An 11,968-nucleotide genomic window follows, 5' to 3' on the forward strand; every position below is an offset into this window, starting at 1 on the left:
TGAGTAAGTTGTACCCGATGTTTATTGAACTTACGAATACGCCGCGCGACTACGCGTGGGGGGCTTTCGACGGAATCGCTGCGTTCACCGGACGTCCGGCCAGTGGCGCTCCTGAGGCTGAGTTGTGGTTCGGCACCCACCCGGGGTCGCCCAGTCACACCCCGCGCACCTTCCCGTCATCGGCGAGCGCCCACGCGAACCTGCGCGACTGGGTGGCCGCCGACCCCGAAGGGTTGCTCGGATCGGCCGAAGCGGCCGAGTTGCCCATTCTGCTCAAGGTGCTGGCCGCTCGCACGCCGCTGTCGCTGCAGGTGCACCCGAGCGCCGAGCAGGCGCAACAGGGTTACGCCGACGAGGTGGCGCGCGGTGTTGCCGCCGAAGCCTTCAGCCGCAGCTACAAAGATCCCCACCCGAAGCCCGAGATCATCGTCGCGGTCAGTGAGACCTTCGAAGCGCTGTGCGGCTTCCGGCCGGCCGACGAGGTTGCTGTCTTCGCCGAAGACCTGGCCAGCGTCTTGGCTGCGTCCACCACCGCAACGGCGCCGTTGCTGCGGTTGCGGGACGTCCCCACTGCGGTGGAACCCGTGGTGGACTGGTTGTTGTCTGGCCGGCCCGACGCCGCCGATTGTGTGGCGGCGGTCACCGCGGTCGCCCGCGACGGTGCCGTCGCCGGGTTGCGCAGCGCAACCACCTTCGCCACCGTCGCCGAGCTGAACGCGCATTACCCCGACGATCCGGGGGTGGTGATCGCCGCGCTGCTCAACCGGGTTACCCTGCGGCGCGGGGAGTGTTTGTACGCGCCGGCCGGCACGCTGCATGCGTATCTGCGGGGTGTCGGAATCGAGCTGATGACCGCCAGCGACAACGTGCTGCGCGGTGGTTTGACCCCCAAACATGTCGACAACCAGGAGCTGCTCCGGGTGTTGTCGTTCGAGCAGGGCGATCCGTCATTGCTGGCCCCCCGCCGGCCGGCTGCTCATCTGACGGTCTACGCACCGCCGGCACCCTTCGCGCTCACCGTCTGCGAGTTGGCCGACCAGGAGCAGCGAATCGGTAGCGGCCCGGCGATCGTGCTGGTCGAATCGGGCTCGATCGCCGTCAACGGCCGGGACGGTTCAGCGCCGCTTGCGAAGGGCTGTGCGGTGTTCGTTCCGGCTAGTGAGAAGGACGTGCAGATCAGCGGCACCGGCCGGGTGTGGCTCGCGACCACAGGCTCAGCGCCGGTCTGACCGTGGTGAATACCGGTGCACCGTGAGTGCCCGGGGGGATCACACCGCTTGATTCACTCCAGCGCTGGGGGAGCGGGCAGCACCCGCGGACCCTTGATGCCGGCATCCTTGAGCGCCTGCAGGTCGCGGTCGAGAATGGCGCGTTCCACGCCGGCCTGCTGGTTGGGCTGAGTCTTGGCGACGACCCGAAGGGTCATGCGGCCCGCATCGACCGACTGCACCCCCACCACGCGGGGCTGTTCGAGCAGCACCTTGGCGTAGTCGGGGTTGGCGTGAATTTCGGCGCAGACGCCCTGAAGTATGTCGATCACCCGAGCCGAGTCTTCGCTCGACGAGACCGGAATGTCGACGATGGCGGTCGACCACCCCTGCGACTGATTGCCCACCCGCACGATCTCGCCATTGCGGATGTACCAGACCTGGCCGTTGCCGTCCCGTAGCCGGGTGACCCGCAGGCCGACGTCCTCGATGGTTCCGCTGGCCTCACCCAGGTCGACCAGGTCGCCGACCCCGTACTGGTCCTCGACGATCATGAAGATTCCCGACAGGTAGTCCTTGACCAGGCTCTGGGCCCCGAAGCCGAGCGCCACGCCGCCCACCCCGGCTGAGGCGAGAATCGGCGTGAGTGGAATGTTCAGAATGGCCATCACGGTGAGCGCGGCCAGTAGGGCGATGCTGACGTTGGTGACGCTGCGCAGCAGTGAGCCCATGGTGGCGGCCCGGGCCGCGTGTCGCACGGTGTAGTCGGCGGCGTCATCGCCACCCTGGGCCAGTCTGCGCTGCTTGGCCCGGCTGACGGCCACCTCGGCGCCGCGCTTGATGGCACGCACCAGCAACCAGCGCCCGCCGATGGCCACCACCAAGGTGATGGCGATCGCGATCGGGGTCTCCGGCCAGTTGAATTCGATCGTCAACGGCACCATGCCGCCATTCTTGCGGGGCCGGACGTTCGTTCAGCGGCCAACGCGCCGAGGAGGGCGGACGGGCGGCAGGTGCGCTCAGTTCTCGCCGAGGTAGGCCCGCTTCACCCGGTCGTCGCCGAGCAACTGCTGGCCGGTGCCGTCCAGAGTGATGTGGCCGACCTCGAGCACGTAAGCCCGGTCGGAGAGCTTGAGTGCCGCCGCCGCGTTCTGCTCGACCAGCAAAATCGTGACGCCCTCGGACTGCAGCGCCTTGATGGTCGCCATGATCCGCTGCGTCATGAGCGGTGACAACCCCATGGATGGTTCGTCGAGCATCAGTAGTTTGGGCCGGCTCATCATCGCGCGGCCGATTGCCAGCATCTGTTGTTCACCGCCCGAGAACAGGCCCGCCCGCTCGTTGCGGCGTTCCCCGAGCACCGGGAACAGGTCGTAGATTCGGTCCATGTCGGCGCGCACCGCCGCCGATTCCCGGCGTGAGCGCGAGTAGGCGCCCAATTTGAGGTTGTCTTCGACCGTCATCTGCCGGAACAGGCGGCGTCCCTCGGGCGACTGGGCGACGCCGCGCTCGACGATGCGGTGAGCCGGTTGCCGGTCGAGTCGTTCACCTTGAAACCAAATCTCGCCGCTGACCTGCTTGAGCAGCCCCGAGATCGCCCGCAGCGTGGTGGACTTGCCCGCCCCGTTGGTTCCGAGCAGGGTGACGACCTGTCCCTGCTCCACGGTGAAGTCGATGCCCTTGACGGCATTGACCCGGCCGTAGGCCACCACCAACTGCTTCACCTCAAGCATCAAAACCATCCTTGTCTGAGGTCTCGCCCGGACCTGCCGCTTCGTCGTCATCGGTGTCGGACGTGCCGATGTAGGCCTCGATCACGCGTGGGTCGCTCTGCACCACCGGGCCAGGCCCCTCGACGAGCACCTCCCCTCGCACCAGGCAGCAGACCCGCTCGCACAAATTGAAGATGAACCGCATGTCGTGCTCGATCACCAGCACGGCGAGCCCCAGATCACGAATCTTGAAGATCAGCTCCTCGGCCTGCCGGGTCTCTTGCGGGTTCATGCCCGCTGTCGGCTCGTCCAGCAGGAGCAGCCGGGGTTCGGTGGCCAGTGCCCGGGCGATCTCGAGCCGTCGCTGGTCGCCGTAGGGCAGGTTGCGTGACAGTGAGTCGGCCGCCTTGGTCAAACCGACGAAGGCCAGTAGCTCCTTGGCCCGGGTGGTGCTGGCCACCTCTTCGCGACGATGCCGGGGCAGCCGGAAGACGGCGTCGAGGGCATTCGCGCTGGTCCGGCTGTACATGCCGACCATCACGTTCTCGAGCGCCGTCATGTTGTGGAACAACCGAATGTTCTGAAAGGTGCGGGCCATTCCGCGGCGCACGACCAGGCGTGGCTTGGGCGGCAACAGCTCGCCGTCGAAGCGCACTTCGCCCGAGGTGGGCCGGTACTGGCCGGTGAGGCAGTTGAAGAAGGTCGTCTTGCCCGCCCCGTTAGGGCCGATCAGTCCGACGATCTCGCCCGGATGCACCTCCAGGGTCACGTTGTTCACCGCGGTCAGGCCACCGAAGCGCATGGTGACCTTGGATGCGCTGAGCAGCACCTGCTCGGTGTCGACGTGCTGGCCGTCGCTGCCGATCGCCTGGGTCACAGGGCCCATCCTTTCGGCTCTGGATTGAGATGTGCGCGGTGTGTGGTCAGGTCTTGTTCGACCTCGTCGGCCAGGTCGCTATCGCTGTCGTGAAACTCCAACTGCCGGCGCTCGTCGGCAACGATGCCCTCCGGCCGGAACCGCATCATCACCACCATCAGTAGCCCGAACAGCAGCAGGCGGTATTCGGAGAAGAAGCGGAGCTTCTCGGGCAGCAATTTGAGGATCGTGGCACCGATCAGAACGCCCATCACCGTACCCATGCCGCCGAGCACCACGGCTGCCAGCAGAAACGCGGATTCGAGAAACACGTATTGGTCTGGGGTCACCGACACGTCGTAGTGGGCCTTGACCGCTCCTGCCACGCCGGCCAGAAAGGCGCCACCGGCAAAGGCGAGCAACTTCAGCCCGAAGGTATTGACGCCCATCGCCTCGGCTGCCAATTCGTCTTCACGGATCGCCACCCAGCCGCGACCGATGCGCGAGTAGTTGAGGTTCATGAACACGGCAATGATCACGGCGATCACCACCAGCATCAGCCAGTAGTAGTTGGCGAACCGGCCGATGTCGATGCCGAACATGACGTGTGCCTTGCCGAAGTCGAAGCCGAAGAAGTTCAAGTTCGGAATGTCGGAGATGCCGTTCGAACCGTTGGTGAGGTTCGGGCCGTCGTTGCCGTCCAGGTTGTTCATCGTGATCCGGAAGATCTCGCCGAACGCGAGGGTGACGATGGCCAGGTAGTCGCCGGAGACCCGCAGCGTCGGGGCTCCGATCAGCAGGCCGAGCAGGCTCGAGACCGTCCCCGCGATCAGCACAGTCAGCCAGAACGGAGGCGACCAATCGACGGTCGAGAACGCCGAGTCCGACAGTATCGCCGCGGTGAAAGCGCCGGCACCCAAGAAGGCGATGTAGCCGAGGTCGAGCAGGCCGACCAGGCCGACCACGATGTTCAGCCCCAGCGCGGTCGCCGAGAAGATCAGCACTTGGGAGGCGATCGACATGTTGGCGTCCGAGCCGTTCTGGGTGAACGGAAAGGCGAAGGCGACCACGAAGGCCGACAGCACCAGCACCCGGTTGTTGGCAGCGGCTGCCATGCCCAGCCAGCCGAGCACCCCGAACTTTCGCAGGGTCAGCGCCAAGCCGACCACGAAGGTGGCGAAGGTCATGAAACCGCCAGCGTCGTCGAACCCCAAAATATAAGCGGCTCCGAACATGAACAGTGCCATCAGCACCACGATGGCCAGAATCTGGAGCCATTGGGGACTCTTCACCAGGTACAGGGACGGCTCGGGTGACTCGGGTAGAAAAAGCGCGGCCGTGGTGGCGATGACTCCCCCCGCGATGGCCAGCCAGCCGCCTGGATCGACGTTGACCAGCCCGCCGAGGTTGAAGCCGATGGACGCGACCATCACGCCGGCCGCCACCAGCGACCACGTGGTCGCCGTCTTGGCGGTGGTGTTCCAGGCCAGCACGCTGGCCCAGCGACCCAGCCGCTGTTTGCCGAGCAGCGGCACCGCCAGCAGCGTCAGGCTGAGCAGCGGCAGCACGGCGAAGAATAATTGCAGGGGAGAGGGAGCCCCGTAGTAGCCCACGTCGTCGAGGGCACCATGGCCGTACGACCACGACAAGAAGATAGAAGAGATCATCACGACGGAGCCGATGATGCCCGCGAAGCGAGCCGGAACACGGAACCGCGCCTTGAGGTCGTCAGAGATGATCGACGTCATGCCCGGTCCACCACCTTCGTGCCCATCAGGCCCTGGGGGCGGAAGACCAGCACCAGGATCAGCAGCGCGAAGGCCCACACGTCCTTCCAGGCCGAACTGCCGAACTGTCCAGGAATGAATGACGTGGCCATCGCCTCGGCCACGCCCAGTACGAGACCACCGACCACGGCACCGTTGATGTTGCCGATGCCACCCAATACCGCGGCGGTGAACGCCTTGAGGCCGGCAAGAAAACCCATTCGGAAGTCGATGTTGCCGACCCACATTCCGTGGGCAAGTCCGGCGACCGCAGCCAGAGTCGCCCCGACGGCGAAAGCAGCCATGATCACGCGGTCCACATTGATTCCCATCAACCGGGCAGTGTCCGGATCTTGCGACGTGGCGACCATGGCGCGCCCGGTCTGGCTGCGGTTGACGAAGAACCACAGCACAACGGTGCAGACGGCCAGCGCGACGATGGTGAAGAGTGCCGACATCTGGATCGTCACATTGCCGAAGTGCAGGATCTCGTCGGAGATGCCGGGAACGGAGGGGAACGGAATCGCACGCTTGGCGTCGGGGAAGCCGGGAATGGAGCCGTAGAAGAGCCGGACGACTTCTTGCAGGAAGACCGACACGCCAATGGCTGTGATCAGCGGGGCCAACCGGGGAGCGTTGCGCAGCGGGCGGTAGGCGAATCGTTCGGTGAGTAGCGCCACCGCAACCGACGCCACGATGCCGCCGATCAGCATCGCCGGCACCATGACGAGCAGCGACATGGCCGGGCTCCAGTCGGTGGGTTGCCCCATGATCAGCCAGGTTGCGTACGAACCGAATGCGCCGATCATGAAGATCTCGCCGTGGGCGAAGTTGATCAGTTGCACGATGCCGTAGACGACCGTGTAGCCCACCGCGATCAAGGCATACAGCGACCCGAGGGACAGCCCGTTGATCAACTGCTGTAGAAAGTAATCCACGCCGTCTCCTTGGTTGTGCCGCGGGGCTGGGGTCGGTTGACGCCCTTCCCACAGGAAGGGCGTCAACCCGGTCAGTTAGCCGTTCGAAACGTCGAAGGTCTTGACCGTGGCCCACTTGCCGGATTCGACCTTGTACACGGTGATCACCTTCGACTTGGTGTCGCCGAACTCATCGAAGGCGACCGTGCCCGTGGCGCCGGTGAAGGTGACGTTCGCCATGGCCTTGATCGTGGCCTCACGAGCCGACTTGGGGTCGGATGCCGAAGGCAGGCTGACCTTGAGTGCCTCGATAATCGCCTTTGCAGCGTCGTAGGACTGGGCGCCGTAGGCGGCGTAGGGCTCGGCGAAGCCGGCCGCGTTGTACGCAGCGATGAACTCTTGCGCCGACTTGGCGGTATCGGCCGGCTCGCCCACCGACGTGGCCAGGTCGCCATTGGAGGCGCTGCCGGCCAACTCGATGTAGGTCGGGTCGAAGATGCCGTCGCCGCCCATCAGCGGCACGTCCAGACCGGCGGCCTTCATCTGCTTCGACAACGGGCCGGCCTGCGGGTATTCGCCGCCGTAGAAGACGGCTTCCGGGGCGGTGCCCTTGACCTTGGTGATCACCGCGGTGAATTCTTTGTCATCGGGGTTGATCGTCTCGGCTGCGACGATGGTTCCGCCACCGGCCTTGAAGTTCTCGGTGACCGCGCCGACCAAGCCCTGGCCGTAGATCTTCTTGTCGTGAATGGTGGCCAGCTTCTTGATGCCCGAGTCCAACAGGTACTGGGCCGCCACCTTGCCCTGCACCAAATCAGTGGTGCAGGTGCGGAAGAAATTGTCGTAGACCCGCTTGGGCGAGGTGGCGAAGTCATCGCCCATCGTCAGCGTGGGCCCGGTGTTCGCGGGCGACACCTGGACAATGCGAGCCGGCTGCAGAACGGGGATCACCTGCTTGCTCACCGACGAGTTGAGTGCACCCACAACGCCGACAACCTCGTTGTCGGATGACAACTTGGTGGCGGCGTTCTTGCCGACGTCAGCTGAGGCCTGGTCGTCTTCGGCTGCCAACTCAAGGGTCCAGCCGGGAATCGCGTTGCTCTGGTTGGCCTGCCGGATGGCAAGGTCGACGGAGTTCTTGATGCCGAGGCCCAGAGCCGACAGGTCGCCCGACAGCGGTGCGATCACACCGATCTTGGCAACCTTGGTGGCAGCGGCCGAGCCGCTGGCAGCCGGCTCGCTGCGACTGCCGCAACCCGCGAACAACAGTGACGCGCTCAGCAGGGCGGCAGCGCCACCCAACAGCTTCTTGTTACGCACGATTCCTCCTTATAGCCCGCGACCCGCCGTCGCGACGATGTGTGAACTATTGCGGGCCGCCGCGGGCATGCGAAGCAACTTCGGTCGATCGTTGGTCGATTGTGACCTTGCTGCAACGTTGCGCACCGTGAAGGCGTCGCCGCCGTTGTTTCGGTGCATTTAAGCGGCAACCGGTCACCGGCACCAGAGATTCGGCACAGTTCTCAGTCAGCGACCGTCGATATCTGTTCGTCATCGGGGCGGAGTAAGGCCGGCACCACCTCGACGATCGGATCGCGCAGCACGGTGTCGGCGAGCCTGTCGTAGTCGGTCGGCTGGGCGTTCACAATCACCACCAACACTCCGCGGCGGCGGGCGTAGGGCAGCAGTCCGGCCGCCGGGTGCACCCTCAGCGAGGTGCCGATCACCAACAACACGTCGGCCTCGTCGACCGACGCGACGGCGGCGTCGATGTCGTTGGGATGTAAACCCTCCTCGAAAAGGATCGTGGTGGCCCGCACGATGCCACCGTCGAACCGACACCGCGGGTCGACCTCGCCCGAGCGCACCCGGCGCACCATCTCGTCCATCGGCCCGGTGGCGCGGCAGCTCTCACAGCGCCAGGTGCGGCTATTGCCGTGCAGTTCGATCACCAGTTCGGGGTTCGAGCCGGCCAACTGGTGCAGGCCATCGGTGTTCTGGGTGACCAGGCCGGTGAGCCGGGCACCCTGCTCGAGGCCGACCAGCGCACGGTGCGCCGGATTGGGTTGTGCGTGGTAGACCGGCGACTCGGCCCGCAATCGCCAGGCCTTGGCGCGCACCTGCGGATCGCTGAGGTACCACGACAGCGTCGACACCTTCTCGGCGTCCGGGTCGAGGGTCCACCTGCCCTGTGGCCCGCGAAAGTCACCGATGCCCGAGGCTGTCGAAATTCCTGCGCCGGTGAGCACGGCGACACGGCCAGCTTGCCGCAGTAGATCGCGGGCTTGGGCGAAGTCGTCCATGAGAGAAGTGTCGCAAGGGCGGGCGTCCGGTTCCAGAGCGATGAGTCAGAGGCGATTCGCCGGGCGGGGCAGCCCATGCTGCAGCCGCCCCGCTTCGGATCATCTGGTGTGGGGTCAGGCGGCCCACTTCCAGCCGCTGAGCACCTGCGCGGCGAGGTCGGCAGCCTTCGCGTCACTGCGGTTGGTCGACACGGTGATCACGAAGATCTTGCTGTCGTTGAAGGCCATGAACTGGATCGTGTGGCCGTCCTCAGCGCCCTTGGTGGTGGACCACACCTGCAGGGCCTTGGCGCCGTCGAGCTGGACGTTGTCTTTGAACTCGATGTTCGTCGAGCCGGCCGTCTGGAGTTGCGACTCGAGGGCGTCCTTCAGAGTGTCGAAGGCAATCTCGGGCGAGGTCTGGGCGATCACGCTGACGTTGTCGTTGAAGCCGTCTTCGGTGTCTTTGGGGTCTTTGCCGCCGGTGTCGACCTGGGACTGGAGCTTCTGGAAGGCCTCGGTGGCGTCCTTCCAGCCGTCCGGCAGGGTGAGGGTGTACCCGTTACCCTTCAGCACTTCCCCATTGCCGGCGGGCGCGGTGCTGGCTGCGCCCGTGCTGGCCGGCAGACTGGCCTCGGCGGATGAGCTGGCCGGCGCAGCCGAGGTGCTGGTTGCCGCCGGCGATGAGCAGGCGGCCAGGGCGAAGAAGGGCATCAGGGCGAGTGCATGGATTCGGCGCATGCGCACACAGTGTAGTGAGCCAGGGTCTCAGCACTGCGGCGTAGGGTGTGACCATGTCGTCCAACAGCAGGGCCGAAGACGCCCGGCGGCGCGAACAATTGGCCGCCGCCGCCCTGCGCAACGAGTCGATCGCAGCGCAGGTGCTGGTCGACGAGTTCGTCGCCACCGCGAAGAGCCTGGGGCTGTCACCCGAGCCGTTGCGTGCCCAACTGCTCGACGGCACGCGGGTGAAGAGCGATCAGGTGGGTTGGTACATCAACAAGGCGCGCACGCTGGCGATCGCTCCCGACGGGCGCTTCTTTCAGTTGCTCATCACGGGTGGGCGACTGGCCCGGTTCACCGGTGTGAAGCTGGCCGCCACCCCGCCGCCGCTGGTGGTCGGACGGGGTGGACGCGACGGTGAGACCGGCGACCTACAGGACTTTCTGGCCCGAACGCTGGACGCCTACACGCGGTGATGCCGGCGGCGACCGGTGGTCGTCTCGCCGCTGCCCGCCCGGTGAGGGCTCCAGGGGGCTGCTGGACCGTCCACGCAGCCCCCTGGGCGAATTCGATGGTTGAGGTGGCAACCAAACACCCCGATAGTGACACGTCAATCATATGACCCGGGTGGGCGCAGAACTCAAGGCGCACGGCGAGGTGTGCCGAAGTGTGGTGTGCCGAAGTGTGGTGTGCCGAAGTGTTGGTGAGAGGTGGGCCAGTCGCCGCCAACACCGGCGACCAACGAGACAACACCCCTGACAACACCCGCGCGACAGCGTTGGGGCATGACTCGTGCACCGGACAACTGCGTCAACCGATTGAACCGTGAATGGGCCGTGCTGCGGCACCGCGAGGTTCCCTCGCATTGGATCGAGGGCGGCACCGTCGCAGAGGTGTTTGCACGCATCGGCGACGAACCGGACGGAGCGCTCGGCACTCTGATCACACGGCACGCCGACGGTGACCTGCTGGCGGGACGGGTGGTGCTCCAGGCCGTGTTGGGCAAATTGGTGCTGCTGGCCGCTCGCGACCCCCGCCACGGGGTGGCCGACTATGTGGCCGAATGCTGGCTGCAGTTGTGCCGCTACCCGCTGCAGCGCCGCCCGGTACGCATCGCGGCGAACCTGGTGCTCGACACTCGGCGCGCCCTGTGGGCCGGTGACTCGCCGCTGCCAAGCGTTGACCCGGTGGCCTTGGACCAACTCGCCCACGAGCGTCAGCCTGACGGCGCTGCCGTGATCAGGACGGCGCTCAAGCTGGGCCTCATCGACGGCGCCTCAGCGGCCTGCCTGATTGCCGTGTACTACCTGGGTCTGCCCAGTCACGAGGCGGCCAGGAGCTTGAACACGACAGCCCACGTGGTGCGCTGGCGCAATGCCCGCGCTCTTCGCCGGCTCGCTCCGCACGCGGTCACGCTGGCGGCGGCATGACCCGGCTCTCTCGCGTTTTCGAGCTATGTCTAGCACCAGTGCTAGAGGGAGTGATAGTTCGCCAGACGAGCCAATCAATGATGCCGTCATTGGCCGGTTCAGCGCCAGGGGTGAGGCTCTTCGGGCACGGTCGGGCAGGGTGTCTGGGGTGGGGTAGGTTGTCGCTCTCGATGAGAGGGGAACCCTCGTGGATCAGGTCGTGCCCGCCGTGCGAACGCTGCGCATCGGCTGCGAGTTCAATCATGTCGCGCAGTTGGCCACCCCGGCCGCGTTCCTGATTCGGCCCAGTGCTGAAACGCGCATCGTGCGCGAGCTCTGGACCACCGATCCGGTGATCGAAACCGCTCGATACCACGATGTGTACGGCAACGAGATCTGCCGCTTGATGCTGCCACCCGGCGAGTCGCTGGTGTCGCACTACGCGGTGGTCGAGGTGCCGGACGAGGTCGACCCGGCCGATTTCAGCGCTCCCGCCCGGCCGGTGCAGGAGTTGCCGGACGAGGTGCTGATCTACACGCTGCCCAGTCGCTACTGCCAGTCGGACCTGCTCGCCACGGACGCCTGGCGGCTGTTCGGAACGCAGCAGCCCAGCTACGAACTGGTCGCGCACATGCAGGACTGGGTGTGGAACCATCTGGAGTACCGCAGTGGCAGCACCGGGTCGTTGTGGACCGCGAAGGACTCCTTCGACAACGGGTTCGGGGTATGCCGCGACTTCGCGCACCTGCTGGTCACCTTGTGCCGCGCGATCAGCATTCCGGCGCGCTACTGCAGCGGCTACCTGCCCGACATGGACGTGCCCCCGCTGCCCACGGCGATGGACTTTCATGCCTGGGTGGAGGTGTACCTCGGTGATCGTTGGTGGACTTTCGACCCGCGCCATAACGCCCGGCGCAAGGGCCACGTGACGATCGGACGGGGTCGCGACGCCGCAGACCTGGCGATGGTCACCACCTGGGGTATGCCATGGTTGCGCCGACTCACGGTGTGGGCTGACGAGGATCTCACCGAGCCGTGGCCCCCGCTGGAGGTGTCGATGGCCGCTCGCGATCCGTTCGGCAACTGAGCGGTCCC

General features: G+C 65.9%; 12 protein-coding genes. 4 read left to right on the plus strand and 8 right to left on the minus strand.

Annotated elements, in window-relative coordinates:
• The first annotated feature begins 17 nt into the window (after positions 1 to 17).
• Positions 18 to 1,229, plus strand: a complete 1,212-nt coding sequence (gene manA / locus QM721_RS02055) for a mannose-6-phosphate isomerase, class I (protein ID WP_415118484.1) — start codon at positions 18 to 20, stop codon at positions 1,227 to 1,229.
• A gap of 53 nt (positions 1,230 to 1,282) precedes the next feature.
• On the opposite strand, the gene QM721_RS02060 is transcribed toward manA, so the two are convergent.
• From QM721_RS02060 to QM721_RS02095, 8 genes are all read right to left on the minus strand, one after another.
• The gene (locus QM721_RS02060) at positions 1,283 to 2,152 is read right to left on the minus strand and encodes a mechanosensitive ion channel family protein (RefSeq protein ID WP_415118486.1); all 870 of its coding nucleotides are present in this window, start codon (positions 2,150 to 2,152) and stop codon (positions 1,283 to 1,285) included.
• A 75-nt stretch (positions 2,153 to 2,227) separates the two neighbouring features.
• The gene (locus QM721_RS02065) at positions 2,228 to 2,950 is read right to left on the minus strand and encodes an ABC transporter ATP-binding protein (RefSeq protein ID WP_415118488.1); all 723 of its coding nucleotides are present in this window, start codon (positions 2,948 to 2,950) and stop codon (positions 2,228 to 2,230) included.
• A complete protein-coding gene (locus QM721_RS02070; RefSeq protein ID WP_415120088.1) occupies positions 2,934 to 3,722 on the minus strand; it encodes an ABC transporter ATP-binding protein in 789 nt (262 codons plus the stop codon). The genes QM721_RS02065 and QM721_RS02070 overlap by 17 nt, the downstream gene beginning before the upstream one ends.
• A gap of 71 nt (positions 3,723 to 3,793) precedes the next feature.
• A complete protein-coding gene (locus QM721_RS02075) occupies positions 3,794 to 5,524 on the minus strand; it encodes a branched-chain amino acid ABC transporter permease (RefSeq protein WP_415118490.1) in 1,731 nt (576 codons plus the stop codon).
• Positions 5,521 to 6,480 (minus strand): branched-chain amino acid ABC transporter permease, encoded by a 960-nt coding sequence (locus QM721_RS02080; RefSeq protein WP_415118492.1) that lies wholly within the window; start codon positions 6,478 to 6,480, stop codon positions 5,521 to 5,523. The genes QM721_RS02075 and QM721_RS02080 overlap by 4 nt, the downstream gene beginning before the upstream one ends.
• A gap of 75 nt (positions 6,481 to 6,555) precedes the next feature.
• Positions 6,556 to 7,779 carry a branched-chain amino acid ABC transporter substrate-binding protein gene (locus QM721_RS02085; RefSeq protein ID WP_415118494.1) on the minus strand — a complete coding sequence of 408 codons (1,224 nt, stop codon included), beginning with the start codon at positions 7,777 to 7,779 and terminating at the stop codon, positions 6,556 to 6,558.
• A gap of 203 nt (positions 7,780 to 7,982) precedes the next feature.
• Positions 7,983 to 8,762 carry an SIR2 family NAD-dependent protein deacylase gene (locus QM721_RS02090; protein WP_415118496.1) on the minus strand — a complete coding sequence of 260 codons (780 nt, stop codon included), beginning with the start codon at positions 8,760 to 8,762 and terminating at the stop codon, positions 7,983 to 7,985.
• Between the two features lie 114 nt (positions 8,763 to 8,876).
• Positions 8,877 to 9,482, minus strand: a complete 606-nt coding sequence (locus tag QM721_RS02095) for a hypothetical protein (RefSeq protein ID WP_415118498.1) — start codon at positions 9,480 to 9,482, stop codon at positions 8,877 to 8,879.
• Positions 9,483 to 9,535: 53 nt separating this feature from the next.
• Here QM721_RS02095 and QM721_RS02100 point away from each other — a divergent pair, with 53 nt between their 5' ends.
• The 3 genes from QM721_RS02100 to QM721_RS02110 all read left to right on the plus strand — a co-directional run bounded on the left by QM721_RS02100 (position 9,536) and on the right by QM721_RS02110 (position 11,960).
• The gene (locus tag QM721_RS02100; RefSeq protein ID WP_415118500.1) at positions 9,536 to 9,940 is read left to right on the plus strand and encodes a hypothetical protein; all 405 of its coding nucleotides are present in this window, start codon (positions 9,536 to 9,538) and stop codon (positions 9,938 to 9,940) included.
• Between the two features lie 309 nt (positions 9,941 to 10,249).
• Positions 10,250 to 10,894 carry an RNA polymerase sigma factor gene (locus QM721_RS02105; RefSeq protein ID WP_415118502.1) on the plus strand — a complete coding sequence of 215 codons (645 nt, stop codon included), beginning with the start codon at positions 10,250 to 10,252 and terminating at the stop codon, positions 10,892 to 10,894.
• Between the two features lie 199 nt (positions 10,895 to 11,093).
• A complete protein-coding gene (locus QM721_RS02110; protein WP_415118504.1) occupies positions 11,094 to 11,960 on the plus strand; it encodes a transglutaminase-like domain-containing protein in 867 nt (288 codons plus the stop codon).
• Positions 11,961 to 11,968: the final 8 nt, after the last annotated feature.

The organism is Micropruina sp. (assembly GCF_047602085.1).
Taxonomy (GTDB): Bacteria; Actinomycetota; Actinomycetes; order Propionibacteriales; family Propionibacteriaceae; genus Micropruina.

Excerpts from the sequence above, each read along its gene's own strand:
- manA (WP_415118484.1), top strand. The coding sequence starts at position 18 with ATGTTTATTGAACTTACGAATACGCCGCGCGACTACGCGTGGGGGGCT.
- QM721_RS02060 (WP_415118486.1), bottom strand. The coding sequence starts at position 2,152 with ATGGTGCCGTTGACGATCGAATTCAACTGGCCGGAGACCCCGATCGCG.
- QM721_RS02065 (WP_415118488.1), bottom strand. The coding sequence starts at position 2,950 with ATGGTTTTGATGCTTGAGGTGAAGCAGTTGGTGGTGGCCTACGGCCGG.
- QM721_RS02070 (WP_415120088.1), bottom strand. The coding sequence starts at position 3,722 with ATGCGCTTCGGTGGCCTGACCGCGGTGAACAACGTGACCCTGGAGGTG.
- QM721_RS02075 (WP_415118490.1), bottom strand. The coding sequence starts at position 5,524 with ATGACGTCGATCATCTCTGACGACCTCAAGGCGCGGTTCCGTGTTCCG.
- QM721_RS02090 (WP_415118496.1), bottom strand. The coding sequence starts at position 8,762 with ATGGACGACTTCGCCCAAGCCCGCGATCTACTGCGGCAAGCTGGCCGT.
- QM721_RS02095 (WP_415118498.1), bottom strand. The coding sequence starts at position 9,482 with ATGCGCCGAATCCATGCACTCGCCCTGATGCCCTTCTTCGCCCTGGCC.
- QM721_RS02100 (WP_415118500.1), top strand. The coding sequence starts at position 9,536 with ATGTCGTCCAACAGCAGGGCCGAAGACGCCCGGCGGCGCGAACAATTG.
- QM721_RS02105 (WP_415118502.1), top strand. The coding sequence starts at position 10,250 with ATGACTCGTGCACCGGACAACTGCGTCAACCGATTGAACCGTGAATGG.